The following is a 24,914-nucleotide window of genomic DNA, read 5'->3' as shown; positions in this document are numbered from 1 at the left end:
CGCTGCGGCCGACACGGCATTCAGCCGGCGGCGTTGGCCACCGCGGGCCGCGGGCCCAGCTGCTGCCACAGGTAGGCGAACTCCAGCGCCAGCAGGTGGGCGCGCTGCGCGTTGTCGGCCGCGCCGCCGTGGCCGCCCTCGGTGTTCTCGTAGTACAGCAGGTCGTGCCCCTGCGCCAGCATGCGCGCGGCCATCTTGCGCGCGTGGCCGGGGTGCACCCGGTCGTCGCGTGTCGAGGTGGTGAACAGCACCCGGGGATAGCGCGCATCGGCCCGCACCTGGTGGTAGGGGCTGTAGCGCGCGATGAAGGCCCAGTCGGCCGGATCGTCCGGATCGCCGTACTCGGCCATCCACGACGCGCCCGCCAGCAGCGTGTGATAGCGCCGCATGTCCAGCAGCGGCACCTGGCAGACCACCGCGTTGAACAGGTCGGGCCGCTGCACCATCACCGCGCCCACCAGCAGCCCGCCATTGCTGCCGCCCTGGATGCCCAGGTGCGCGGGCCGGGTCACGCCGCGCGCGATCAGGTCCTGTGCGATGGCGATCAGGTCGTCGTAGCTGCGCTGCTTGTGTTCGCGCACCGCCGCCTGGTGCCACGCCGGCCCGTACTCGCCGCCGCCGCGCAGGTTGGCCACCACCAGCACGCCGCCCTGCTCGCACCAGGCCCGGCCGTAGTCGGCGGCGTACCAGGGCGTGAGCGCATGCTCGAAGCCGCCGTAGCCGTAGATCAGCGTGGGGTTGCCGCCATCGGCCTGCGCGCCGCGCGGCCACAGCACGAAATACGGCACGCGCGTGCCGTCGGCCGAGGTGGCGAAGCACTGCTCGGTGCGCATGCCTTCGGCATCGAAGCGCGCCGGCCCGGCCTTGAGCAACTCGCGCTCGTCGTGGGCGGTGCTGGCCAGGAACAGCGAGGCGGGCGTGGTGAAGTCGGTGTATGACAGCAGGTAATGCTCGGCCAGCGGGTCGTCAGCCAGCAGCGGGTCGTGCAGGGCCGTCACGCCCAGTTGGCCGGGGAACGGCGTGTCCACCGCGCGGCCGACGAAGGGACCGCCCTCGCCCCCGGGCCGGTGCCACAGCTCCAGCCGCTCGGCCACGTTGTCCATCACCTGCAGCAGCACGTGGTCGCGCGTGGTGTCGTAGCCGGCCAGCGAGCGCGTGGCCGTGGGAGTGAACAGCGCCGCAGCCCGGCGCTCGCCGCGCAGCCAGGCCGCCGCGTCGGCATGCAGCAGCGAGCCGGCGGCGAAGTGCGCCTGCCCCAGCACCAGGTCGCTGCGCAGCTCCAGCAGCAGCGTGCCGCGCACGAAGTCGGGAATGGCGTCGTCCGGCACGTCCAGCCGCACGGGGGCCGCATCCGGCGCTTCGGCAGGCCCCTCGGTCAGCCAGACCTCGTGGCGGTAGAAGTCGATCATGCGGGTGAACACGGTGCGCTCGAAGCCCGGCGTGCGGTCCACGCCCACCCCCACGCCCACGTCCGACGCCTCGCCCTCGAACACCGTGACCGCGCTGGCCAGCGGCGTGCCGCGCCGCCAGCGCTTGACGATGCGGGGGTAGCCCGATTCGGTCAGGGAGCCCTCGCCGAAATCGGTGCTCACGTAGACCGTTTCGGCGTCGATCCAGGTCACGTCCGACTTGGCCTCAGGCAGGGCGAAACCCGCTTCGACGAACTGCCGCGACACCAGGTCGAACTCGCGGATCACCGTGGCATCGGCCCCGCCGCGCGAAAGCGACACCAGGGCGTGGCGGTACTCCGGGCCCAGCACCTCGGCCCCGCCCCAGACCCAGTTCTCGTCCTCGGCCAGGGCGAGGGCATCCAGGTCGAGCACCGTTTCCCACGCGGGTTCGGGCGCGCGGTACCCGGCCAGCGTGGTGCGCCGCCACAGCCCGCGGCGGTGGTGCCCGTCCTGCCACAGGTTGTAGAGCCAGTCGCCACGCCGCACCACGCTGGGAATGCGGTCCTTGGCGTCCATGATGTCCAGCAACTGCTCGCGCGTGGGGGCATATTCGGGCCGGGCCGTCAGCACCGCCTCGGAATGCGCATTGCGCTCGCGCACCCAGGCCAGGGCGCTTTCGCTGTCCACCGCTTCGAGCCACTGGTGGGGGTCTTCATCCTGCGCGGGATCGTGGGCGGGCGTTGCGATGGGCGGCGTGGATTCGGGCATGGGTTCCTTGAGGGATGGCGTTCCGGGCCGGCACGGCCGGTCTTCGGGGATTTTCGCCGCCCCGGCTTGCCCTGTGCCGGGCCGGGGCTTGGCCGGAGTTTTGCGGGGCAGCGGGCCCTGCCGCTTGCTACCGCGCGGGCACGGCCGCACCGGTGCCGACGGGCTCGGACCACCGCGCCGTCCCCTGGCAGGCGGCCGGATGCCGCGGCGCCGGCCCGCTGCAGGGGGGCGCAGCGCCCTCCCGGTTCAGCCGCCAGTCCATGCGCGCGAGCAGATGGCCCAGCAGCGTGCGGTACAGCGCATCGCCCACCAGCGCATCCTCCACGCCGGCGTCCAGGTTGGGGTTGTCGTTGATCTCGATCACATGGGCGCCGGCCGCATTGCACTTGAGGTCCACGCCGTAAAAACCGTTGCCGACCAGCCGCGCCGCGCGCGTGGCGGCCTGCAGCACCGGCGGCGGCACGGCATCCAGGGACACGGCCTGGGTGCGGCCCTCCACGTACCCGCCGTCTTCGCCGTGCCGCAGGATCTGCCAGTGGCCTTCGCACATGTAGTACTTCGCTGCGAACAGGGGCTCCCCGCCCACCAGGCCGATGCGCCAGTCGAAGTCGGTGTACATGAACTCCTGCAGCAGGATGATCCCGGACTCGCGGAGCATTTCGCGCGCAATGGCGTGCAGCGCCTCGGCGTTCTCGGCCTTCTTCACGCTGCGGCTGAACGAGCCGTCCGGCACCTTCACCACCACCGGGTAGGCCAGGCCCCGCGGCAGATCGCCCAGCGTGCGGCGGCTCACGAGGTGCGTGCGCGGCGTGGCGATGCCGTGGCCCTTGAGCAGCTCGGCCAGATACGCCTTGTTGGTGCATCGCAGGATGGACACCGGATCGTCGATCACCGGCATGCCCTCGGCCGCGGCTTTCTTGGCGAATTGGAAGGTGTGGTGGTTGACCGCCGTGGTCTCGCGGATGAAGAGCGCATCGAACTGGGTCAGGCGCGAGAAATCCTTCTTCTCGATCAGTTCGACCGCGATGCCCATGTCCTGGCCCACGTCCACGATCTTCTGCAGCGTGCGGCGGCTGGACGGCGGCAGCGGGTCGTTGGGGTCGTGCAGGATGGCCAGGTCCATGCGCGGCGCGGCCACCGGCGCGGCGGGGCGCCAGTGGCGGCGCGTGAAATGCGCCAGGGCCTCGTCGAACAGGCCGTCGCGGTGGGCATCCACATCGCGCGGATCCAGCGATTGCAGCGCGGCGACGTGCCAGCCGGGCGATGGCTCGCGCCGCTGCAGGTGCAGCCGCAGCAGCGGGCAGCGGAACAGCTCGAAGCTCTTGCGCGCAAGGGCGGTCAGTTCCGCGTCCTCCGCCAGCCCGAAGAACACGTGCAGGGTGAGCGAGCTGACGGACTGCGGCACGCTGTCCAGCGGACCGATCAGGCGGTCCAGCACGGCCAGCGAGGCGGCCTGCTGCTTGCCGCGCTGCAGGGCCACGATGGTCTCGACGCTGGGCGTGACCCGGTCGCCCCGCGCTTCGGCCAGCAGCGAGCAGTAGTAGCCCATGCCCAGGTAGCTGTAGTTGCGGCACAGGTTGGTGACCTTGCGCGCACGCGCTCGCGGGCGCGGCTCCTCGGCGATGAACGCCTCCGCGGTGACGATGCGCACCCCGGGGTCGCTCCAGCGGAAATCCGAGCGTCTTTCCACCACGATCACATGTTCTGAAGTCACTTCAAGGCTTTCTGGACAGGATGACGGCCGCTGTCCGGCGGCGGCGCCCGTAGCGGGCCATCTTCTTGAATTCGGACAGGCTCACCGACACGCCGCCATCGCCCTCGCCCGAACGGGCCATCGGGTCCAGCACCCGAAAGACCGTGCCGTCGAACCCGGTGATGACGACCCAGTGCGGTGCCTTTTCGCGGTGCAGGCGCCACAGGCTGATGAGCACGATGGGCACATGCCCGTGGCGCAACTGCTCGATCACGCCCTCGGGCGAGACCGGCAGCGCGAACACCGGCGCGCCATGCGCGACCAGTTCGGCGCGGAAATCGTCCTCCACGCGCTGGATCACGCGCTTCTTGTGGGGCTCGCGCACGCTGTCCATGAAGAGCGACGAGCCCGCGGCGGCGTACACCGCCACACCGAAGCCACGGCGCAGGGCGGCGCAGGCCAGGCCGAACGGGCCGCAGCCGCCATGGCCCGCGGCCATGAACACCGTGGTCGCCTCGCGCCACAGGCGGATCTCGGCGGCCTGGTCCAGCACGGTGTCCGGCGCCAGGGCCGACATGGCGATCAGCAGCGCGCAAGGGCCGCAGGTGAAGTCCAGTGTCTGTCCGTAGTGCCGGGCACCCGGCAGCATCAGCCGGTCCCGGCGGTGGCCGTCGAACACGTCCTTCTCGAAGCGGATCGCATCCGCGCCGTCCGCGTAGTAGCCGGGCGCGCGGCCCACCGCCACGAACCCGAAGCGCTGGAACAGCCGGTGGGCGGCCACGTTCTCGGCCCGGCTCTCCAGACGCAGCAGGGCGCAGCCCCAATGGCGCGCGCAGTCCAGCGCCTCGGCCAGGAACGCACTGGCGATGCCGCCGTGGCGCGCCTGGGGCGCAACGGCGATGGAATACAGCCGCGCCACCGAGGTGCCCCGGCGGCGCAGGACCACGCAGGCGCCCAGCAGCGCGCCGCCGCCCGGGGCCGCGCCCGCCGCCGGCCGCGCCACCATCACGCGGGCCGAACGGCTGCGCAACAGGCGCCGCCAGCTCGGCAGCGAGATGCGGTCTCCCAGGAACGAGGCGCGCTCGATCGCCTCCAGCGCGCGGGCATCGGCAGGCACGCCGGCATCGATCGCCCGCCCGGGCGTGGCACGGGGCCGGGCCTTATTCATGATCGCGCCCGCTGTCCGCGCGCGGGGCCGGGCGCTCCATCCAGTACAGCAGGCACCAGGCGCCGCCGAGCGGCAGGAAGACCACGAGCAGGGCCAGAAAGAGGTGCAGGGCAACGTCGTGCATCGAACAGGTTCTCAGTGCATCCAGTGGGTGGGCCGGGCGATGCGGCCGAATTCCGCGCAGGGCATGCCGGCCGTCAGCAGCCGCAGGCACGCGGCCAGTTCGCTGCGGCGCACGTTCATCTCGATGCGGATGCAGTGCCGGGCCGCATCCACGTCGATGCGGTAGCCCTGCACGCGCGGGCCCAGGATGCGGTGCAGCGAGCGGCGCCCTTCCAGCACGTCGGTATGAAAGAGGCGCAGCGGCAGCACGACGATGTCGCTGTCGGCCGGCGGCCGGGCCTCCAGGGCCACGCGGTGAAGGGTCGGAAAAGCGCAGGAATGCGGCATGGGGCGAGTCGCCGCCACGGGGCCGGAGGGGCGCCGGCGGGCGGTGGCGGGCTGCGGGTGGAACATGGCCCCAGTCTAGGAACGCCGGCATAAAAACGCCGTAAAAAATGCGCCGGCGCCTGTCAATTCCCCGTCAACCCGCCCGGGCGGCGGCCCGCCGCCGGGCCGGCAGGCGCCCGGGCGGCCGGCTGCGGGACAATGCGGCTCCCCGCGTGCCCACAACGACATTCCCACCATGAAGACCGCGCAGATCGAACCCTTCTTCGCCGCCCTGAAGGCCGCCAACCCCATGCCCAACACGGAGCTGGAATACACCACGGTGTTCGAGCTGCTGGCCGCGGTGCTGCTCTCGGCCCAGGCCACCGACGTGGGCGTGAACAAGGCAACGCGCAAGCTCTTTCCGGTGGCGGGCACGCCGCAGGCCATCCTCGACCTCGGGCTGGAAGGGCTGGAGGGCTACATCAAGACCATCGGGCTGTACCGCAGCAAGGCCCGTCACCTGATGGCCACCTGCCGCATCCTGGTGGAGCAGCACGGCGGCGTGGTGCCCCGCACCCGCGAGGCGCTGGAGGCCCTGCCCGGCGTGGGCCGCAAGACGGCCAACGTGGTGCTGAACGTGGCGTTCGGCCAGCCCACCATGGCGGTGGACACGCACATCTTCCGCGTCAGCAACCGCACGGGCCTCGCGCCCGGCAAGAACCCGCTGGCGGTGGAGCTGCAGCTGATGAAGCGTGTTCCTGCGGCCTACGCGGTGGACTCGCACCACTGGCTGATCCTGCTGGGCCGCTACGTGTGCCAGGCGCGCAAGCCGCGCTGCTGGGAATGCGTGGTGGCGCCGTACTGCGACTACCAGCCCAAGACCCCGCCGCCGTGACAGAAAGGCTGGACACCCAAAGTGCCTCCAGCACAATTGATACTAGGGCGTATAGCTATATTTTTCATAGCACACCGCCCTTGGCGCCCCGGGTGGCGGATTCCCCCCCACGGCCGGCACCGCGCACCGCCGGATCAGGCGCGCAGTTCGCGCAGCAGCTTGCCCACATCGAGGCCCTGCGCACGTTGCTGGATCTGCGGCGCGTAGCGCTGCTGCAGGTTGCGCGCCTCGTCCACCGTGCGCGAGAAGGAGGATTTGAGCGCGTCCTTGCCCAGCGTGCGGCCCCCGGCGTAGTAGCGCTGCGCCACCTTGCCCAGCGCGTACGTGGTGGCGAACGAGAACGCCGAGCCCGTGGCGGCGCTGCCCACCGCGCGGCCCATGCCGCCCATCACCTTGCCCAGCAGCCCGCCCACCAGCTTGCGGCCGAACTGCTCCACGTACTGCGAGGTGAGGCCCACGCCCACCGTGGCGAGAAAGTCGGTGATGTGACCCTTGTCCAGCTCGTAGCCGTACAGCTTGCCGATGCGGTAGACCAGTCGCGTCTGCAGCGGAATGATCGCCATGGAGGCCAGCGACTGCGGCAGCAGCTCCAGCGCCCCGTTCAGGATGGAGGCATTCAGCACCATGGAGTCGATCTCGGCCGCATGGGGATCGACGGCCGGCGCCGGCGCTGGCACCGGTGCCAGCGCCGGCGGTCTTCTCGCGCGAGGCGGTGACGATGTTCAGCACGCCCGGCGGCACCCCGGCCTCGTGGGCCAGCAGCACCAGGGCGAGCGACGTGAGGGGCGTGTCCTCGGCGGGCTTGCAGACCACCGTGCAGCCGGCCGCCAGGGCCGGGGCGATCTTGCGGGCGATCATCGCGGCGGGGAAGTTCCACGGGGTGATGGCGGCCACCACGCCCACGGGCTCCTTCAGGGCGAACATGCGCCGGCCGGGCACGGGCGCGGGGATGACCTCGCCGTTCATGCGCGTGGCCTGTTCGCCGAACCATTCGATGTAGCTGGCGGCGTAGGCCACCTCGCCCTTGCCCTCGGCCAGGGGCTTGCCCTGCTCCAGGGAGATCAGGGCGCCCAGGTCGTCCTGGTGGGCCAGCACCAGATCGTTCCAGCGCTTGATGATGGCCGCGCGCTGCTTGGCCGGCACCTGGCGCCAGGAAGGAAAGGCGGCATGGGCGGCCTCCAGCGCGGCCCGGGCCTCGGGGGCGCCGGAGTCGGGCACCTCGGTGATCACGGTGCCGGTGGCGGGGTCGGTCACGGGCAGCAGTGCGCCGGGGCCGGGGTGCCAGTGCCCCGCGATGAAGTTGGCGCTGCGGATCAGGTCGGGGCGGGTGAGGGTCAGGGGCAGGGGCAGGGGCAGGGGCATGGGAGGGACGGAATGGGGTTGGAATGGAATCGGGCTCCAGTGCAAATGACACTAGGGCATATTGCTATCAATTTTGTAGTGATGGTGCCTGGCCCGGTTCAGCCAGGATCAGCTCACGATGCCCAGGTGCCACGGCACGAACTCGTGGTCGCCCAGGCCCAGCAGCTCGCTCTTGGTGGCGCCGCCGCTCGCGTGCCGCAGGATCTGCTCGAAGATGCGCTGGCCCATCTCCGGCACCGTCAGTTCGCCGTCCAGGATGACGCCGCAGTTGATGTCCATGTCTTCCTCCAGCCGCTGGTACATGGCCGTGTTGCTGGCCAGCTTGATCGTCGGCGCCGGCTTGCTGCCGAACATCGAGCCGCGCCCGGTGGTAAAGCAGATCAGCTGCGCGCCGCTGGCGATCTGCCCCGTGGCCGCCACCGGGTCGTAGCCCGGCGAATCCATGAAGACGAAGCCGCTCTCGTCGATGCGCTCGGCGTATTCGTACACCGCGCGCAGCGGCGTGGTGCCGCCCTTCATCGCCGAGCCGAGCGACTTTTCGAAGATGTTCGCCAGCCCCCCGGCCTGGTTGCCGTGGCCCACCACGCCGTTGAACTGCGCGTTCTGCCCGGCCGCGTAGCGCTCCCACCAGGCCAGACGGTCCAGCAATTTTTGCCCCACCTCGGGCGTGATCGCGCGGCGCGTGAGCATGAACTCCACGCCATGGATCTCCGGCGTTTCCGACAGGATGGCCGTGCCGCCGTGGCGCACCAGCACGTCCATCGCCGCGCCCAGCGCCGGATTGGCGGTGATGCCCGAGAACCCGTCCGAGCCGCCGCACTCCAGCCCGATCTTGAGGTGGCTCGCGCTCACCGTGCTGCGCCGCGCGGCGTTGGCGGCGGGCAGCATCGCCTCGATCGCCTCCACGCCCGCGGCGATGGTGGCGCGCGTGCCGCCCACCTCCTGCATCACCAGCGTGCGCATCAGGCGCCCGCGCTGCAATCCTTGCGAATCCACCAGCCCATCGACCTGGTTGCGCTCGCAGCCCAGGCCCACGATCAGCACGCCCGCCAGATTGGGGTGGCGCGCATAGCCGGCGATCGTGCGGCGCAGCACGTCGAAATGCTCGCTGGGCGACGACATGCCGCAGCCGCTCGTCTGCGCGAACGCCACCACGCCATCGACGTGCGGGAACGCCTTCATCCGCTCGGGCGTGAAGTGCGCGGCGATCTGCTTGATGACCGTGGCCGAGCAGTTCACCGACGACAGGATGCCGATGAAGTTGCGCGTGCCCACGCTGCCGTCCTCGCGCACGAAGCCCTGGAACGTGGCGCGCTCGGCTTGCGGCACATAGTCCACCGGCCGCACGTCCGCACCGAAGGCCGGGTCGCGGTAGTAATCGACCAGCTCGATGTTGTGGCTGTGCACGTAGTCGCCCGGCTCCAGGTCGCGCGTGGCCACGCCGATCACTGTGTCGTACTTCTTCACCTGTTCGCCCTGCGCGATGCGCCGCGCGGCGATCTTGTGGCCCGCCGGCACCTGGGCGCGCGTGCGAACGCCCAGTTCGGCGATGGCCTGCCCGATCGCCAGCGCCGACTTGGCCACCAGCACGTTGTCGTTGGGGTGCAGGTGCAGCAGCGGGCTGTCGGTGGGGGCGGGGAGCGGCGCAATGGCGTTCATCGGTGGGGCTTTCGGGTGGGGGCGCTTCGGGAGGGGCGCTCTCTCGCAGGGTGGGGCGGCGCGGCGGCTGCGATGCCGCCGCCCGTTCGCTCGGCATCAGCTCTTCATCAGCTCTTCATCAGCTCGCGCAGCTTGAGCTTGTCGATCAGCACGGTCTCCTTGGCGTAGACCGTGTTCACGTATTTTTCGTAGTCGGGGCCGTCCAGGTACAGCAGCGGCGCATCGAGCCGGTCGGCCACGGCCTTGAACTCGGGGCTCGCCACGGCCTGGCGGAAGGCCTCGCGCAGCTTCGCCGCAATGGCCGGGTCCAGTCCCTTGGGCGCACCGATGCCGTTGGGCGCATCCACCACCACGTCGTAGCCCAGCTCGCGCAGCGTGGGCGTGTCCTTGAAGCGCGCGGTGCGCTGCTCGCCCCAGGTGGCCAGCAGGCGCAGCTTGCCGGCCTCGACATGCGGCGCCCATGAGCTGGAATCGGCGAGCGCATCCACATGGCCGCCCAGCACGCCCTGCAGCGCCTCGGCGCCGCCCTTGAACGGCACGTGGTTCAGGCGGATGCCCGCCACGCTGGCGAATTCTTCCATGCCCACGTGCGTGGCACCGCCCACCCCCGCGTGCGCATAGGTCACCTGGCCAGGGTTCGCCTTGGCGTGCTGCACGAAGTCTTGCAGCGTCTTGAACCGCGAATCGGCCGGCACCGCGATGCCGAAGGTCTGGCCCGAGGTGCGAGCGAGGTAGGTGAAGTCCTTGCGCGGATCGGCCTGCAGGGTGCCCAGTTGCGAAAACCGCGTGACCGAGATCGGGATCTGCCCGATCGTGTAGCCGTCCGGCCGGGCGGAGGCCAGGGCCTTCGAGCCGATCATGCCGGAGGCCCCGGCGCGGTTTTCCACCGCCACCGCCTGGCCCAGGATGCGGCCGGCCACCGTGCACAGCGTGCGCATCGACTGGTCGGCCGTGCCGCCGGCCGGCCAGGGGCAGATGAAGGTGATCGGGCGCTCGGGGTAGCCGTTGGCCAGGGCGCGGGAGGGAAGGAGGGTGGACGTGGCGGCCAGCGCGGCCGCGCCGGCGGCGCCCAGCACGAACTGGCGCCGCTGCAAGGGGCGGGAAGAATTCATCGATGTCTCCGGTCTGTTTTTTATCGGGAAAGCACAGGCCGGATTCTTGGGCAGACAATCATTGCTTTCCAATGAATTAGCAGACTCGCTTCATAGCCTTTAGGTTATGAAGCCGAACGGCACCTTCCCCTTCGTTGAAAGGACGCACCGATGACCACCGAGCCGACCGAGGCCTTGCAGCAGGTGCTGCACCACGACATCCCGCTCACCCGCGACATGGGCCTGACCGTGCTGCGCTGGGAGGGCCACGCGCTGCACCTGCATCTGCCGTTGGAGCCCAACGTCAACCACAAAAGCACCATGTTCGGCGGCAGCCTGTATTGCGGCGCCGTGCTGGCCGGCTGGGGCTGGCTGCACCTGCGCCTGCGGGAGGCGGGCATCGAGGGCGGCCACATCGTGATCCAGGAGAGCCACATCCGCTACCCGCTGCCCGTGCGCGGGGCCGCGGTGGCGATCTGCGAAGCGCCCGACCCGGCCTTGTGGCGCACCTTCATCACCACGTACCAGCGCCGCGGCCGCGCGCGGCTGGCGCTGCACACCTGCGTCCGGGCCGAGGGCAGCGAGGACGACGCCGTGCAGTTCACCGGGCAGTTCGTGCTGCACCGCTGACCGGGGCGCGGCCGGCCCGTGCCGGCCTCTGCCCCATTGCACGTGCTGCATCGCCCACCTGCGGCTTCCTTTTCTGTCCTGTCCTTTCCTTCAACCACCTTCCACGCCCACGCCCCATGAGCCAGATCGACCGCGTTTTACGCTCCAACCTCAAGCTGCGGCACCTGCAGATGCTCGTGGCGCTGGACCAGTTTCGCCACGTCGGCCGCGCGGCGGATTTCCTCTCCGTCACCCAGCCCGCCGTCTCCAAGACCCTGGCCGAGGTCGAGCGCATGTTCGGCCTGCCGCTGTTCGACCGCTCCACCCGCGGCACCGAGCCCACCGCGGCCGGTGCGAGCGTGGTGCGCTTCGCGCGGTCCGTGCTGGCCGGCTACGACCGCACCCGTGACGAGATCGCCGCCGAGGCCAGCGGCGCGCGCGGCCGCACCAGCGTGGGCGCCATGGTGGCCGCCACGCCCGTGCTGCTGGCGCAGGCGGTGGACAAGCTCAAGGCCCGGTCCCGCCACACCACCGTGCTGATCGAAGAGGGCGACCTGACGCGCCTGCTGCCGAAGCTGCGCCTGGGCGAGCTGGACCTGTTCGTCGGTCGCCTGGAGCCGGGCTACGCCTCGCCCGACCTGGAAACCGAGGCCCTCTACGACGACCCCATGGTCGCCGTCGTGCGGCCGGGCCATCCCCTGGCCACGAAGCGCAAGCCCCGCTGGGCCGACATCGCCGGGCAGCCCTGCGTGCTGCCCCCGCCCTGGGCCTCGCTGCGCGTGAAGCTGGAGCAGCAGTTCTTCGCGCACGACCTGCACCCGCCGGCCGACATCGTGGAGTCGGCGTCGTTCCTGTCGCAGATCACCTTCTTGCACCAGCGCGGCGCCGTGGCCTTCATGGCGCGCACGGTGGCGCGGCATTTCGCGGAGCAGGGAATGCTGGCGGTGGTGAAGGTGCCGGTGGAGATCGAGTTGCCGCCGGTGGGGCTGATCCGGATGCGGGGGGTGGAAGGGACGCCGGTGACGCAGGCGTTGGTGGGGTGTTTGAGGGAGGTGGGGAGGAGAGAGTAAATCGCTCTTTGTGACCCAGAGGCGACGATGGCTATTAACCTGGTTGAAAATTGGTAGAGGAAATATTTAAAAATATCTATTTTTAAGATAAGGGGTGTAATGGAATTTTTACCTGCAGGTGATGCATGGATTGATTATTAAAATGAGTGGTAATAGTATGATGAGGCCGATAATCAAGGCCCCATCCCCGCCTTGTGAGATGGGCGACGATGTTAGATTTCTGCTCGATTGAAATTTGGATGAAGGCGAGACTTGTACGACGTAGGTCTGGTTGGTTGCTTGTAATTCTCCAGTACGTGTGCCATGGTTTTTTAAAAAACGCGTACCTTCGATGCTGCCACTTAAGACGTAACGATTGCCAGTGTCGGCGAAACCAAGAGCGCGTGCCGTGTCGGCAATTTCTTTGGATTGATTTTTTTCTTTGTTGAATTGAAGTGTCCACTCGCCCTTAATTTCTGTTTCTGAATCCAATTCGAAAGTGTTGAAGCTGGCGGAGAGTTGTGAATGTAGATTTGATTTAATCGCTGCAATGAGGTTTGCGGGAGGCTTGAAGATATAATCAAATTCGCGCCCAATGATTGCCAGGGTGTCTCCGTTGGGAGATATTGCAAGTGATTTGAAAATTTCTTTGTAGTAGAGTTGGCGGTCGATGCGGTTTGCGCAGCCTGTCAGGGTGATGGCTCCAGAAGCGATAAGTGCGCGGCGGCTGATTTTCATATGAATTTTTTAATAGTGGTGCAGTTACTTGCGTTGAATCTGGATTTTTATCGCTCACCGATGTCCCGAAAAAGTTGGCGAAACGTGGTCCCAGAATGAAGATGAGCCAGAGCGATCTGACCCATCCGGCAAGACCAATATTTTGCAATCAACTCGAGCCACCTGATCGCATCGCCGACTGCATGGTGGCCATCCAGAATGCGACATCGCCGGCTCAGGTCGGGTCACTTCCTTGATCGCCGCAGCGATGGAATCGTGCACGCCAAACCGTATCCCTCGTCCAGCATCGAACCGTGGTGGATGCCCAATTCCAGACGAGGGCCTTTCCGCAACAAAGCCCCTTATGTGCGCCACCGCACATAACGTGTACCGCGTTGTCCATATACTTTTTGAAACACATCCCAGCGAACAAGTCAAAAATATGTCCCGCGTGCCACTGCAGCCACTGCAACCTGACGACGTCTCCAGCAACGGAATACTGCACGCGATGGCCGCAGACGACCTGCAGCGCTGGTTGCCCCTCATCGATGTGCTGGAGCTTCCGCTGGGGCAGGTGCTGTACGAGTCCGGCGCGGCGGTGCGGCACATCTACTTTCCGGCCACCGCCATCGTGTCGCTGCTGTATGTGATGGAGGACGGCTCCTCCGCGGAGATCGCCGTCGTGGGGCGAGAAGGGGTGGTGGGCATTTCCCTCTTCATGGGGGGCGGGTCGATCCTGAGCCGGGCCGTGGTGCAGAGTGCCGGCCGGGCGTTTCGCATCCGGGCCGATCGCATCCGCGGCGACGTGGCCAATCCGGCCATCCTGCCGCTGCTGCTGCGCTACATCCAGGCACTCATCACGCAGATGTCGCAGACCGCGGTCTGCAATCGCCACCACATGCTGGACCAGCAACTGTGCCGCTGGCTGCTGCTCAGCCTGGACCGGCTGGAGGGCAGCACGCTCGTCATGACGCAGGAGCTGATCGCGGGCATGCTGGGCGTGCGGCGCGAAGGCGTGACGGAAGCGGCCATGAAGCTGCAGAAGGCCGGGCTGATCCGCTACTCGCGCGGGCGCATCGAGGTGCTGGACCGACCCGCGCTGGAGCAGCGCTCGTGCGAGTGCTACGCCGTGGTCAAGCGCGAGTACGACCGGCTGTTGCCGCCCTCGCACAGCCTCTGAGCGGTTCGTTGCGGGGCCACTCGTGCGGGCCGCGCGCTGCCCGGGCCGGGCGGCGCGCTGGCCTTGATCTTTATTTGTCTCAGCGCATGGCGTTGGGCGATACGTCGCTCATGGCCCAGGAGTACAGGGCCACGAACACGAGCGCATCGAACACGGCGCCGAAGCAGATGTACAGCACCGGCATGTAGAGCACCGACAGGTGGTGCATGAGGAAGGCCTGCGCCATGACCTGGTGGGGGATGAGCAACGCGAAGAACGCCAGGATCGCCAGGGTGTTGCCCACCTTCGACAGCAGGCTTTCGTTCAGGATGTAGTAGCCCGCGCCCAGCATCACCGGCGTGGCGACCATCATCACGTAGCCGATGAACATCAGCTCTTCGCTGTGCCGGGAAATCGTGTACGGAAAATGCTGCGGGATGAACCAGAAGTAGGCCAGCGCGAACGCCTGCACCACGCCGATGATGCGCATCGGGTACTTGAGGGGCAGGCTGGCTTTGCGCATCCGCAGCGAGGCCCCGAGCAGCGCCACCACCATGGCCGCCGCGGCCGCCATGCCGGCCATGCCGGGCAGGGGGCGGTCGCTCGCGCCCGCGGTGAGCGCCATGCCGTCCGAGCCCACGCGGCCATCGATCAGCAATCGCTGCAAAGGAATGTCCAGGGCCTGCGACCAGAACACGATGACGTCCCGCCAGAAGTCGAACAGCTCGCGCCGCCCCCACAACAGCAGCGCGCACAGCGCCGCGGGCAGCACGATGGCCTGGATCAGCAGGAAGGGCGTCACCTTCAGGGGGGTCATGGAGCGGTGCGGGCGGCTGTGCACCTGCCTGCCGGTTTCGCGCAACGCCTCGAAGGTGGCGGCGAAGGCACGGCCGTGCGGATGCGCGGCATCTACCGGGATGGGGGTGGTTGGTGTCATGGCGCCTCCGCTCAGAAATCGTGGAACAGGCCGACGGTGGCGCCCACCCGCCGGTACAGCGGGTTGCTGTAGCGGTTCATGGCCAGCAACAGGCCGGTGTTCCGGTCGATCCAGTGCCGCCAGGCGATGTTGGCCTCGCGGCTGTCGAAGTTGACCAGCTGAGTGGCCGGGCCCGTGGCCAGATAGCCTTCGCCCCCCCAGCCGACCCGCGCGGTCACCAGGTCGGCCTTGGCGCGGCCCCAGGTCAGGGCCACGAAGTGCTGGCGCGTGTTCACGCTGCCCGGGGCGCTTTCGTTGAAGCGCACGCCGCCCTCGACGATCCACGGTGCCTCGAAGTAGTAGGTGGCCCCCAGCAGCACGCTGCGGTCGGAGTGCCCGTCCGGCGCCCTGTAGTAGCCCGCGCCCAGGGTGCCCACCAGCCGGCGGTCGGTCAGGAATTTGCGGTTCAGCGTGGCGTCCATGCGGTACTTGGGCAGGTAGAACGCACCGTCGCCAGCGCCGAGGGTCGCCGAGCCGTACCAGTCTTCGTCGAATCGGTATGTATCGCCCACGCCCAGGTAGGTGCCGCCCACGCCGAAGCGCCGGTGCGAAGACAGCTCGCCCTGCAGCACGTGGCCGGGCAGGCCCCATCCGCCGGTGAGCGTCATGTCGCGCCAGTTGCCGTAGGGGCCGCTCAGGTGCTGCGTCCCCGCGCTGAGCTGCAGGCTGCGGGTGCGCTCTTCGACGGGTGCGGGCGGCGCGGGGATGATTACGTCCTGGCCTGTGGTGGGTGCCTGGGCCAGGCCGGGCGCGGGCGCGCACAGGGCAAGCAGCCAGAGAAAGGGAAGGGCCGGGTGGCGTTGCATGCGGGGGGGCTCCAATGGGGCGGTCGGGTCGGCTAGCGGCAGGCGGCCGCGGGAGGGGCGGCGTCCACTCCCTTGCTGGCCAGGATCTGGAAGGACACTTCGTCGGTGACCGCCCAGCGGGCCGAATGCCGCAGCGGGGCGCTGTGGCGCACCCAGCAGCGGGCGGTGTCCGGGTCGTTGCGGCGCAGCGCCAGCACGGCGATGATTCCCCACGGGTAGTCGGTCTGGCCCTGGGCCAGCCACTCGCTTCGGTGCCGGCGCATCCAGTCCCGGTAATGGGCGTCGGCCGAGTCCGGCAGCAGGGGAAAGCCCACCATCAGCGGAAACAGCTGGGCCACGTGGTCCGGGTAGAAGGCCGCCGGCTGCGCGCGCTGCTCCATCTGCGTGGACACCAGGAAACGGCGGTTCACCGGGTCCCAGAACGTGTCGTGGATGGCCTGCGCCAGCCGCTCGGACGGCTCGGCGCCCGGCGCGCTCAGGGGCTCGCGCACGCGCAGCGACCAGACCTCCAGGTTGTCCATGAACAGGCCGTGCAGGTACACCGGCGACACCATGTAGATCCCGCGCGAGGGCTGGTAGAGGTGGGCCAGCGCCGCCCGGCTGGTGGCCTGGCTCTTGCGCAGGGCGGGCGAGGCTTTCACGTGCGCCGGCATGGCCTGCAGCAGCCTGAGCCACATCGCCAGCAGCGAGTCGTCGGCATCGGCGGTCTTGCAGGCCTTCCACCCGCCGCCGTCATCGCGGCAGAAGCGGTCGAACGTGCCGTCGGGTTTTTGCTGCGGCACCAGCCAGTCCGCGAACCGGACGGCCGGGCCCTGGATGTCCAGGCCGTTGTCGTGTGCGAGCAGCAGCGCCTGCAGCGTGAAGTAGGGGTCGCTGGCCGCGCCGCCATGCAGGATGGTGATGGCGCCGCTGTCGCCGCCGTACGCCTGCAGGTCCAGTGGCGTGGCAGCGCCCGCCCTGCTGGAGGTGCCCGCGGCGTGGGCGAAGGGCAGGGGCAACAACGCCATGGCCGCGATGGCGGCCAGGGCATGCAGGGCGCGGGAGAGGCGGGTGTTCATGCCTGCTTCACCATGCCGATCTCGTGGGCCCAGAGCGTGCCGTGCACGACCGCGCCTTCCTCCGCCACGATGCAACGCCCGCTCACCGTCGTCAGCGCATCGGGCAACCCGACCACGGTGCGCGCGCCGAGCATCACATCGCCTTCGCACACCACCGGCCCGAGCGCGAGCGCGCCGGGCAGCAGGTACACGGACTGCTCGCAGGTGATGGCGCCGTGCACGACGGCCCCTTCGCCCAGCGTGATGCCGCCGCGCGCCTTGATGTCGCCGACCACGGTGGTGAAGGGGCTGATGGTGAGGAACCCCGTCACCACCAGGGAGCCACGGTAGATGGAGTGCTCCGCCAGCGTGCAGTCACCCCTCACCATGTACAGCTGCGGGGTGCGCTGGATGGCATGCGCCAGCGTGGCATAGCTGGCCGTCTGCTGGGCCGGCGGCGTGGGGGTGGGCGCGGCCGTGGAGGGCTGACCCGTGACCGGGCCTCCCAGCCGCACCACGGGCGCATGGAGCCGCTCGAACCAGCAGGGGGCGGCCAGCTTCACCGCCGCGCCCGCGGACACGCGCCGCAGGGCCGTGCTGCCGGGGCCCAGGCGCAGCTCTCCGTCGGCATGCGCCCAATCGGCGATCTTGCTGCCGTTACCCAACTCCAGGTCGCGCGTGGCATAGAGGCTGGAGAACGCGCTGCCGGCACCCACGTGCATGCTGCCTTCCACGAACACGGGCTGCAGCGCGACGATGGCCGCGGGCGTCGTCACATCGCCGCACGCCAGCAGGCGGGCCCGGGCGCTGGCCCATGCCGCAGGCGCGGCGTCAGGCGGGATCAGGTCGAAGGACTCGTACCCCGTGGACTCGCCGTGGCCGAGCCGGGCCTGCGCATCGGCGCGCAGCCGCCGGGCAAAGTGGTCGATGTCGGCCGCATGGTCGGGTGGAACCAGCAGGGCGGCGCTGTCGGTCGGGCGGCGCCATTCGCGGATGGCCGGCACGAAAGGCAGCAAGAACAGCGCGGCGCAGGCCGTCGCGAAGGCCAGCAGCATGGAAGGGTATTCAGGCATTTTTGACCTCGTTGCGGTAACGCGCCGTCTTGTCCCACACCATCTCGCGCTTGAAGAGAGCGTCCAGAAGCAGGCTCCACACGGCGCCGGAGATGGCGAACAGGCTCACCATGAAGCCCAGCATGTTCAATGGCAGCAGCCGCAGGCGCCTGCGGTTGCCATCGATCAGCACCGCGATGACGATTTCGAAGAACGCGGCGAAGTTGCCCAGCGTGCCGTAGACCATCAGCGCGAACACGGGGATCAGTTGCGACAGCAGCGACCCCGCGTTGAGGAAGTACAGCCCCAGCGCCAGGCACCAGCCGGCCAGCATGATGAGCGGGATCACGAAAACGAACAGCAGCAGCATTCCGTCCACGCGCTGGCCCAGCGTGAGGTAGGGGCTGGTGACGAACTTCCACCAGTGCCGCGCCAGCACCTGGTTGTGTCCCTTGGCCCAGCGCTTGACCTGCTTGATGCGCACGGGCCATTCCTCGGGCACTTCCTCGTAGCACTCCGAGCGGTTGGTGTAGACCGTCTTCCAGCCGTTGAACATGAGCCGGAAGGTGATGTCGGTGTCTTCGGCCAGCGTGTCGTCGTGCCAGCCGCCCACGGCCTCCACCGCCGACATGCGCACGCCACCCACGGTGCCGCCGTACTGCGGCATCAGGTTCATGTTCATGCGCGCCTGCTGGTCGACCTGGTAGCCGGCCGAGCGCTCCAGGTCCAGCAAGCGGGTCAGCAGGTTCGCACCGCTGTTGACGGGCACCACGCGGCCCATCACCGCACCCACTTCCGGATCGAAGAAGGGCGCCACCAGCTGCTTGAGGAGCCCGCGCCCGGGTACGTAGTCGGCATCGAAGATGATGGCGATGTCGCCTTCGGCAAAGCGCAGTGCGTCCTTGAGCGCCGCCGACTTGCCCGGCTTGCCGCTGGTTCGGTGAAAGGGGGCCAGCCGGGACGGGAACCGTTCGTCGTAGCCGTTGATGATCTGCGCCGTCGCATCGCTGGAGCGATCGTTCACCGGAATGATCATCATGCGGTCGGCGGGGTAGTCGGTCTTGAGCAGCGCCTCGATGCAGCCGGCGATGACCTTCTCTTCGTTGTGCGCGGCAATGAACACGGTGATCATGGGCCACTGGGCCACCGCGATGTCCAGATAGGGATGGCGCTGTGTGCCGACGAGCCGGCTCATGGTGAACGCGAAGTGCCGGATGCCGTACAGCACCATGAACAGCACCACGAACATGAGCAGGTAGGCCATCACGGCGGCGACCGGCTGCGCCGAATAGGCGGGAAGAAGTCCGAGCGGATGCATGGTGTCAGGCCGCCAGGGGCAAGGGCATGGGTGCAGCGGGCGCCAGGTGGCTCGCCAGCACGGAGACGATGCGCTGGCAGGCCTGGCCGTCGCCGAAGGGGCTGTGCACCTGCGCCATTCGCCGGTGCGCCTGGGGGTCGCCCAGCAGCCGCGTGACGTGCGAGACGATGGCGTCGTAGGACGGTCCGATGAGCAGCGCACAACCGGCCTGCACGGCCTCGGGCCGCTCGGTTTCGTCACGCAGCACCAGCACGGGCACGCCGAAGGTCGGGGCCTCTTCCTGCAGCCCGCCCGAGTCCGTGAGCAGCAGCCAGGCGTCGGCGAGCGCCTGCTGCATGTCCATGTAATCGAGCGGATCGCTCAGCCGGATGTTGGCGATGCCGCCCAGCAGCGCCTGCACCGGCTCGCGCACCACGGGGTTCTTGTGCACCGGAAACAGCACCTGCAGCCCGGGGTTCTGCTGCGCCAGATCGGCGATGGCGCGGCAGATGCCGCGCACGCCTTCGCCCCAGCTCTCGCGCCGGTGGAAGGTGACCAGCAGGTGCCCCCGCCCTGCGGCGCGGCGGCGCACCCCGTGGTGGGTGCAGGTCCAGTGCTGCGCATCCACCACGGTGTTGCCCGTCACGTGGATGCGTTCGTCGGGAATGCCCTCCGACCGCAGTGCGGTGCGTGAGCGCGAGGTGGGCGGAAAGTGGAACTGCGCGAGCCGGCTGATCATCTGGCGCAGCCCTTCTTCGGGAAAGGGCCGCGCCAGGTTGTAGGTGCGCAGCCCCGCCTCCACGTGGGCCACCGGCAGGCCACGGTAAAAGCCCGCCAAGGCCCCTGTGAACGCGGATTCGGTATCGCCCTGCACGATGACCAGCGCGTAGTCTTTCGCCTGCAGCACCGCGTCGATCTGGCGGCGGCAGCCGGCGCTGAATTCCTGCAGGGTGCTGCCTTCGCGGTGGAGCACGATGTCCGGCCGGATGGTGAAGCAATCCAGCATCTGGATGGCCATTTCGTCGTGCTGGCCCGTGTGCAGCCAATGCACGCGGGCCCAGCTGAGGGCCCGCAGCGCGTGGTACAGGGGCGCCAGCTTGATGATCTCGGGGCGCGTGCCCGAGACGATGAGAATGTCCTGCATGGCTCGATCCTTTGCGGTGTCGGGGGTGGGAGAGAGGAAAGAGGAAAAAGCCAGGGATCCCGGAGGGACGTCGCAGTGCCGGCGCGCGCGCTGCAGTGGGGTGGCCAGAGCCCATGCTCCATCGGCCCGCTCTCCTTTTTGCACGGCACGGGCGATGGTGCGTGCGGGTTGGAACGCGGTCTGTTCGCTGACCCACATAGCGTTGTAGGCGTGGGCCGCCATCGCCGCCTGGGTGCAAGAGAAGGGGCGGATGCCGAAGGCGCGTGGCGGTGGAGCGCCTGCCCGGCACCGTTTCAGGGAGGGCTCAGGGAATGAATGCGGGGTTGCGTTGCGTGCGAAGCCGTGCCCGCGCCGGCGGCCTGGACGCGCCAGGACGTACGGCTGTGCAAGGTTGCACACGGCCGGGTGCCATCGGCCGCATGTGCTGGATCGGAGATGGGGCCGATGGCCCTTGGCTGAGCACGGGCCGAAGCCAGGGCTGCTGGCAGGTCATGGCGAGGGAGCGGATCGCTGACGTGCCTGGCATGCGGCGCGAAGGCGTGACCCGAGCGGCCATGCGTGCGCTCGTCCATGCGCGCCCCGGCATCCGCCTCTGCCGCTGCCGCGGCAAGCGCCTGCCCGGCTGGCAGGGAGGACAGGACCTGCGTTGGAAAGAGGCGCTGGCAGCGCCCTCGTTGAAGGCGTGCCGCGCGTGGATCAGGCCCGTGCGATGTGTGCCGCGATGGCCTCACCCACCTGCGTGGTGTTGGCCGTGCCCCCTAAGTCGGGCGTCTTCGGCCCGGTCTTGATGACCTCCTCGATCGCCGCCACGATGGCATCGTGCGCCTGCCGTCCTGCGCCCTGGCCTTGCGTCAGAAAGTCCAGCATCAGTGCGCCCGACCAGATCATGGCGATGGGGTTGGCGATGTTTTGGCCGTAGATGTCCGGCGCCGAGCCGTGCACGGGCTCGTGCCGGGCTCGGCCACATGGACGAGCCGGCCCGCGCTGTCGTAGGTGTAGCGCGTTGCCTGCCCCAGCGCATCGGTACGCTGCACCAGCTGCCCCAACGCGTCGTAGGCAAAGCGCGTGGTGCGGCCCGAGCAGTCGGTGTAGGCAATCAGGTTGCCCGCCTCGTCCCAGCGCAGCACCTTCTTGCCGCCCTTGGCATCGATCACCTCCACCGGCCGCCCCAGGCCGTCGTACTGGTAGGCCGTGATCTGCCCGAGCGGATCGGTCATCTGCACCAGATTGCCGTGGCGGTCGTAGGCACGCCGCCACTCGAAGCCCATCGCATCGCGCAGCGTCGTCACCAAGTCCATCGCGTTGTACTGCAGCGCAGTGGACTGCCCCAGGGCGTTGGTGATCTGCGTGAGGTTGCCACGCGCGTCGTGGCGCAGCGTGGTGCGTCGGCCCAGCGGATCGGTGCTCCCTTTGGCCGTGCCGGTGGCATCGAACGGCGTCTCTTCCCTCAATTCCTCGGGCGTGCCCTCGGCAGTGACGGTGGCCACTATGTTGAAGCGCGCGTCCCAGTGGTAGGCGGTCACGCGCCCCAGGCCATCGGTGTGGCGGGTGATGCGTTCGTGCGGCAGGTAGGTGAAGCGGTCATCGTCCTGGCCGGGGATGGGCGCATCGGCGCACCATGAGCGCAGCACGCGGCCTTGCGGGCCTTCCGCGTCGTACTGGGCGAAGTAGCGGTGGCCGCTGGCCTTGCGGTAGCCGACCAGCACGCCCGAGCGCCAGGCGTACTGGCGGTAGGGCAGGTCGCCGTGGTGCGTGGCGACGAGCTGGCCTTGCGCGTCGTAGGCATAGCGGGCCAACACCTGGGGCGCGGATTGGCCGGGCGCCAGCAGCTCGACGGCGGCCAGGCGTGCGCCACCCAGCGGGTCGGTGGGCAGGGCATCGGGGGTGGGCGGCGTCCAGGCCATCCGCAACTGCCGCCCCGCCGAATCGGACAGGCCGACGAGGCGCGGCAGCGCGAAGGGGGCGGCGAACGCCCCTGCACTGGCCGCACTCACGCCGCCATCGGCCATGGCCTGCTCGCGGGCCTGCCGCGCGCTCCAGGTCAGCACCTCGCCCGTGGCGGTATCGGTGTCGCCCGCCGCCCAGTGCAGCGCCACGGCATTGCCGTTCGCATCCTGCAAGCGTGCCAGGGGCAGGCGCCACTGCTCGGGGGCGTGCTGGCGGTAGTGGTGCTCCAGTCCGCCCTTGTGCGCGATGACCCACAGGCCCTCTTCCGGGTGGCGCACGGTGAACTTCTCATACGGGTCGAACCACTCGCCGCCCAGGGCGACGTGGGGCAACGGCACATGGCGGCCCGCTTCGTCGAGCAGCACCATGCCGTCGGCGGAGAGCCGCAGTTCCTGTGCCATCGGGTGGCTCCAGCCGCGGCCCCAGGGGCCGTCCTCGGCCAGGCCTGATCGGTAGCGGCGGCGCCAGACCAGGGGAATGGGGCCGGGCAGGGTGAAGTCGGTCTCGTCCATGAGCTTCTGGCCGCTGGACAGGATGACCGGCCCGCCGATGGTGCACGACTCGCATGGGCCCTTGCCATTGGGGTGCTGGCTGTCGCTGTGCTCCTTGGTGGGGTGCGTGTCGTTCTTGCCCTCGGTCTGCGTCTTGCGCTTGAAGCGCTTGCCCGCGATCGCGGCCAGCAGGGCCGCACCGCTGCCCAGCAGCCACTTGGCCAGGCGCACGCGGGCGGCCTCCAGTTGCTCGGGGGTCATCTCCGAGCCCCAGGTCTCGGTGATGGAACGGATCTCCTCGGCCGCCTGCACGGCCGCCTGGCCCGTGCCGACCACACGGTCGGCCATCACGGCGCCGCCGGCGATCTGGCCGACGATGGGAACGCCCTGCACGGCCGTGGCCGCGATCGACACGCCCAGGCCCACGTAGGTGGATGGGTCCTTGAGCATCTCGAGGATGGCGTCCACCTCCTCCTGTGCTGCCTGGCCGAAGTGCCGGGCCTCCATGCCACCCATTACCTTGCCGGCGTTGTCGATCATCTTCTGGGTCTCGGGCGAGAGCCGGACCAGGATGGCATTGGTGAGGGTGGTCACGCCATTGACGACCATCTCGCCGGCCTCGTGCACCACGGATTTGACGTAGGTGACATGCTGGTTCACATGGTCACGGACGTTGGTGAACCAGCCCACGATGGTGCTGGAAGGATCGTGCTTGCCCTGGTCCATCGCGCCGTAGCGGTTGGACATGTCGGTGCCGTGTTCCTTGATGGTGCCCAGCGGGATGAGGATGGCCTTGCTGTTGTTGCTGTGCCAGGCCGTGCCCTGCTTGCCGCTGGTCTTGAGCTTGACGGGCGTGGCCGGATCGAATGTCCAGCCGTTGGCCACCTGCGTGATCGCGCCCTCGCCGCCGCTGAAGATGTGCGTGCCCATGCGTTTTTACTTCCCTTGCAATCGTTGGTTCTTGTTCTGGAGAAAGCGGGCCGAGTAGGTCGGGGCCGCCGGGCCGGTGTCGGCCGAAGGGGCGCTGGGGCTGCGCTGCGCAGCTGCCTCGGTGGGAAGGGTGCGCTCCAGTGCCACGGCGGCAGCGGCGGTGCCTTCGTCCAGCGCCCACGACAGGATGGAGTTGGGCGCGCGCGCATCGTGGCGCACGCGCTGCGCGGCCAGGGCCCAGTGCACCGGGCCGGTGGCCGCACCGACCTGTCCGATCGCGGTCGCGGGCTCCCAGTCGATGGGGTCCCACGCTGGTGCCACCCGCGCCCGGGCGCTGATCTTTGCCATGGCGCGCCAGGTGGACCCGTCGAAGTCCGAGACGGTATAGCCCACGTTGTCCGCTTGCCAGCCCGCGTGGGCCAGTGCCGAGCGCAGCACCTCCTGCAGCGCGCCGGGTTCCGGGTCCTGCTGGGGGCGGCGATGCGCGGTGGCCTGGGCCGCCAGCGCAGGCGGGCGCAGCACCAGCCCGCGCCCGGTGGCATCCCGCGTGTCCGGGGCGGCTTGCAGCCAGAGCGCGGCGGCGGCTTCGCTGGCGATGCATCCATCGCCATGCCGGTCCGTGAGCAACGCACCACGGCCGTAGGCGTCCTGCAGTGTGGTGGTGTCGAGAAGGCTGTCCACGGCCATCAGCAGGGCGGCTGCGCCAGGTGCATGCTCGACCGGACGGGGGCATGTTCCGAGGGCCTGCAGTGCAGCAAAGCCCGCCGTGGAACCGCCGCGGGCGATGTGGCACGGCACGGCACCGAGCGCTGCGCTGGCCCCGGGGCCCGCCCAGCGCCCGAGTTCGGCCAGGGCCTGCAGCCAAAGCTCGGCGCCATCGCGGTCGCTCAGCCGCTCGGGCAGGGCCAGCGCGATGCGGCTGGGTGCGGCCTCTGCGGGATTGGTGTTCTGCGGTGTCATCGAAGACACCATGTCGGCCAGCGCCGCGCCGAGCAGCCGGGCCAGGCGGGGGAGATCCGTCTGGCCGGCCGTGATCTCCGGGCACGGTGCGGTGGTGATCGCCTGGGGGCCGACGCTGGGGTGGATCTTTTTCTGGAACCGCTTTTGCTGACCGACCCACGAGGCAGCGGATTGCCAGGCGCTGGTGCCGGCCGAGGTGATGGCGCCGGCGTGCGCGATGTGCCAAAGGCCTGGCGCGACGGAAGTGGCGGGGGCCATGGAAGGGGTGGACATGTCGAAACGAT

General features: G+C 69.1%; 20 protein-coding genes and 3 pseudogenes. 4 read left to right on the top strand and 19 right to left on the bottom strand.

Going from position 1 to position 24,914, the window contains the following annotated elements; all coding sequences use genetic code 11:
- Positions 1–20 precede the first annotated feature (20 nt).
- From R1Z03_RS24085 to R1Z03_RS24065, 5 genes are all read right to left on the bottom strand, one after another.
- Positions 21–2,159 (bottom strand): prolyl oligopeptidase family serine peptidase, encoded by a 2,139-nt coding sequence (locus R1Z03_RS24085; protein WP_317355953.1) that lies wholly within the window; start codon positions 2,157–2,159, stop codon positions 21–23.
- Positions 2,160–2,286: 127 nt separating this feature from the next.
- Positions 2,287–3,873: a RimK family protein gene (locus tag R1Z03_RS24080; protein WP_317355952.1), complete on the bottom strand. Its 1,587-nt coding sequence runs from the start codon at positions 3,871–3,873 to the stop codon at positions 2,287–2,289.
- A gap of 1 nt (position 3,874) precedes the next feature.
- Complete coding sequence (locus R1Z03_RS24075) at positions 3,875–5,020, bottom strand: GNAT family N-acetyltransferase/peptidase C39 family protein (protein ID WP_284428842.1); 1,146 nt, start codon at positions 5,018–5,020, stop codon at positions 3,875–3,877.
- The gene (locus tag R1Z03_RS24070; RefSeq protein WP_284428843.1) at positions 5,013–5,144 is read right to left on the bottom strand and encodes a hypothetical protein; all 132 of its coding nucleotides are present in this window, start codon (positions 5,142–5,144) and stop codon (positions 5,013–5,015) included. The genes R1Z03_RS24075 and R1Z03_RS24070 overlap by 8 nt, the downstream gene beginning before the upstream one ends.
- 11 nt (positions 5,145–5,155) lie before the next feature.
- The gene (locus tag R1Z03_RS24065; RefSeq protein WP_317355951.1) at positions 5,156–5,536 is read right to left on the bottom strand and encodes a hypothetical protein; all 381 of its coding nucleotides are present in this window, start codon (positions 5,534–5,536) and stop codon (positions 5,156–5,158) included.
- Between the two features lie 169 nt (positions 5,537–5,705).
- Here R1Z03_RS24065 and nth point away from each other — a divergent pair, with 169 nt between their 5' ends.
- On the top strand, positions 5,706–6,344 hold the full coding sequence (gene nth, locus R1Z03_RS24060) for an endonuclease III (protein WP_272564115.1): 639 nt from the start codon (positions 5,706–5,708) through the stop codon (positions 6,342–6,344).
- A 134-nt stretch (positions 6,345–6,478) separates the two neighbouring features.
- On the opposite strand, the pseudogene R1Z03_RS24055 reads toward nth, so the two are convergent.
- The 4 genes and pseudogenes from R1Z03_RS24055 to R1Z03_RS24040 form a co-directional block, all read right to left on the bottom strand.
- Positions 6,479–6,985: pseudogene (locus tag R1Z03_RS24055) on the bottom strand (YcjF family protein); the annotation flags it as partial.
- 52 nt (positions 6,986–7,037) lie between these two features.
- Positions 7,038–7,688: pseudogene (locus tag R1Z03_RS24050) on the bottom strand (aldehyde dehydrogenase family protein); the annotation flags it as partial.
- Positions 7,689–7,814: 126 nt separating this feature from the next.
- Positions 7,815–9,365 carry a UxaA family hydrolase gene (locus R1Z03_RS24045; RefSeq protein ID WP_284411691.1) on the bottom strand — a complete coding sequence of 517 codons (1,551 nt, stop codon included), beginning with the start codon at positions 9,363–9,365 and terminating at the stop codon, positions 7,815–7,817.
- Positions 9,366–9,472: 107 nt separating this feature from the next.
- Entirely contained in the window at positions 9,473–10,477 is a 1,005-nt protein-coding gene (locus R1Z03_RS24040) for a tripartite tricarboxylate transporter substrate binding protein (protein ID WP_284431531.1), read from the bottom strand.
- A 150-nt stretch (positions 10,478–10,627) separates the two neighbouring features.
- Between R1Z03_RS24040 and R1Z03_RS24035 the strand changes: the two genes are divergently transcribed.
- Both R1Z03_RS24035 and R1Z03_RS24030 read left to right on the top strand, forming a co-directional pair.
- Complete coding sequence (locus R1Z03_RS24035) at positions 10,628–11,086, top strand: thioesterase domain-containing protein (protein ID WP_317355950.1); 459 nt, start codon at positions 10,628–10,630, stop codon at positions 11,084–11,086.
- A 116-nt stretch (positions 11,087–11,202) separates the two neighbouring features.
- Entirely contained in the window at positions 11,203–12,135 is a 933-nt protein-coding gene (locus R1Z03_RS24030) for a LysR substrate-binding domain-containing protein (protein WP_317355949.1), read from the top strand.
- Positions 12,136–12,243: 108 nt separating this feature from the next.
- On the opposite strand, the gene R1Z03_RS24025 is transcribed toward R1Z03_RS24030, so the two are convergent.
- Positions 12,244–12,852 (bottom strand): hypothetical protein, encoded by a 609-nt coding sequence (locus tag R1Z03_RS24025; RefSeq protein WP_317355948.1) that lies wholly within the window; start codon positions 12,850–12,852, stop codon positions 12,244–12,246.
- 421 nt (positions 12,853–13,273) lie between these two features.
- On the opposite strand from R1Z03_RS24025, the gene R1Z03_RS24020 reads away from it, so the two are divergent.
- Positions 13,274–14,011: a Crp/Fnr family transcriptional regulator gene (locus R1Z03_RS24020; RefSeq protein ID WP_372588201.1), complete on the top strand. Its 738-nt coding sequence runs from the start codon at positions 13,274–13,276 to the stop codon at positions 14,009–14,011.
- Between the two features lie 79 nt (positions 14,012–14,090).
- Here the strand turns inward: R1Z03_RS24020 and R1Z03_RS24015 are convergent, their stop codons facing one another.
- The 9 genes and pseudogenes from R1Z03_RS24015 to R1Z03_RS23975 all read right to left on the bottom strand — a co-directional run bounded on the left by R1Z03_RS24015 (position 14,091) and on the right by R1Z03_RS23975 (position 24,903).
- The gene (locus R1Z03_RS24015) at positions 14,091–14,927 is read right to left on the bottom strand and encodes a hypothetical protein (RefSeq protein WP_317355947.1); all 837 of its coding nucleotides are present in this window, start codon (positions 14,925–14,927) and stop codon (positions 14,091–14,093) included.
- A gap of 11 nt (positions 14,928–14,938) precedes the next feature.
- On the bottom strand, positions 14,939–15,772 hold the full coding sequence (locus R1Z03_RS24010; RefSeq protein ID WP_317355946.1) for a YaiO family outer membrane beta-barrel protein: 834 nt from the start codon (positions 15,770–15,772) through the stop codon (positions 14,939–14,941).
- A gap of 32 nt (positions 15,773–15,804) precedes the next feature.
- Positions 15,805–16,830: a hypothetical protein gene (locus R1Z03_RS24005; RefSeq protein WP_317355945.1), complete on the bottom strand. Its 1,026-nt coding sequence runs from the start codon at positions 16,828–16,830 to the stop codon at positions 15,805–15,807.
- Entirely contained in the window at positions 16,827–17,882 is a 1,056-nt protein-coding gene (locus R1Z03_RS24000) for a polymer-forming cytoskeletal protein (protein WP_317355944.1), read from the bottom strand. The genes R1Z03_RS24005 and R1Z03_RS24000 overlap by 4 nt, the downstream gene beginning before the upstream one ends.
- Positions 17,875–19,179 carry a glycosyltransferase gene (locus tag R1Z03_RS23995; protein ID WP_284431536.1) on the bottom strand — a complete coding sequence of 435 codons (1,305 nt, stop codon included), beginning with the start codon at positions 19,177–19,179 and terminating at the stop codon, positions 17,875–17,877. Before R1Z03_RS23995 ends, R1Z03_RS24000 begins: the two co-directional genes overlap by 8 nt.
- Before the next feature lie 4 nt (positions 19,180–19,183).
- Positions 19,184–20,302, bottom strand: coding sequence for a non-hydrolyzing UDP-N-acetylglucosamine 2-epimerase (gene wecB, locus R1Z03_RS23990; protein ID WP_317355943.1), 1,119 nt, complete (start codon positions 20,300–20,302; stop codon positions 19,184–19,186).
- Positions 20,303–20,998: 696 nt separating this feature from the next.
- Positions 20,999–21,250, bottom strand: a pseudogene (locus tag R1Z03_RS23985) (isocitrate/isopropylmalate family dehydrogenase); the annotation flags it as partial.
- Positions 21,187–23,001, bottom strand: a complete 1,815-nt coding sequence (locus tag R1Z03_RS23980; RefSeq protein ID WP_317360474.1) for a DUF6531 domain-containing protein — start codon at positions 22,999–23,001, stop codon at positions 21,187–21,189. The pseudogene R1Z03_RS23985 and the gene R1Z03_RS23980, both read right to left, overlap by 64 nt.
- 675 nt (positions 23,002–23,676) lie before the next feature.
- Positions 23,677–24,903 (bottom strand): hypothetical protein, encoded by a 1,227-nt coding sequence (locus tag R1Z03_RS23975; protein ID WP_317355942.1) that lies wholly within the window; start codon positions 24,901–24,903, stop codon positions 23,677–23,679.
- Between the last annotated feature and the right edge of the window lie 11 nt (positions 24,904–24,914).

Origin of the sequence: Acidovorax sp. BLS4 (assembly GCF_032929295.1) — a bacterium.
In the GTDB taxonomy this organism is placed as follows: Bacteria; Pseudomonadota; Gammaproteobacteria; order Burkholderiales; family Burkholderiaceae_C; genus Paracidovorax.
The sequence above is the reverse complement of the archived record's forward strand: the minus strand, read 5'-3'. Positions and strand labels throughout refer to the sequence as shown.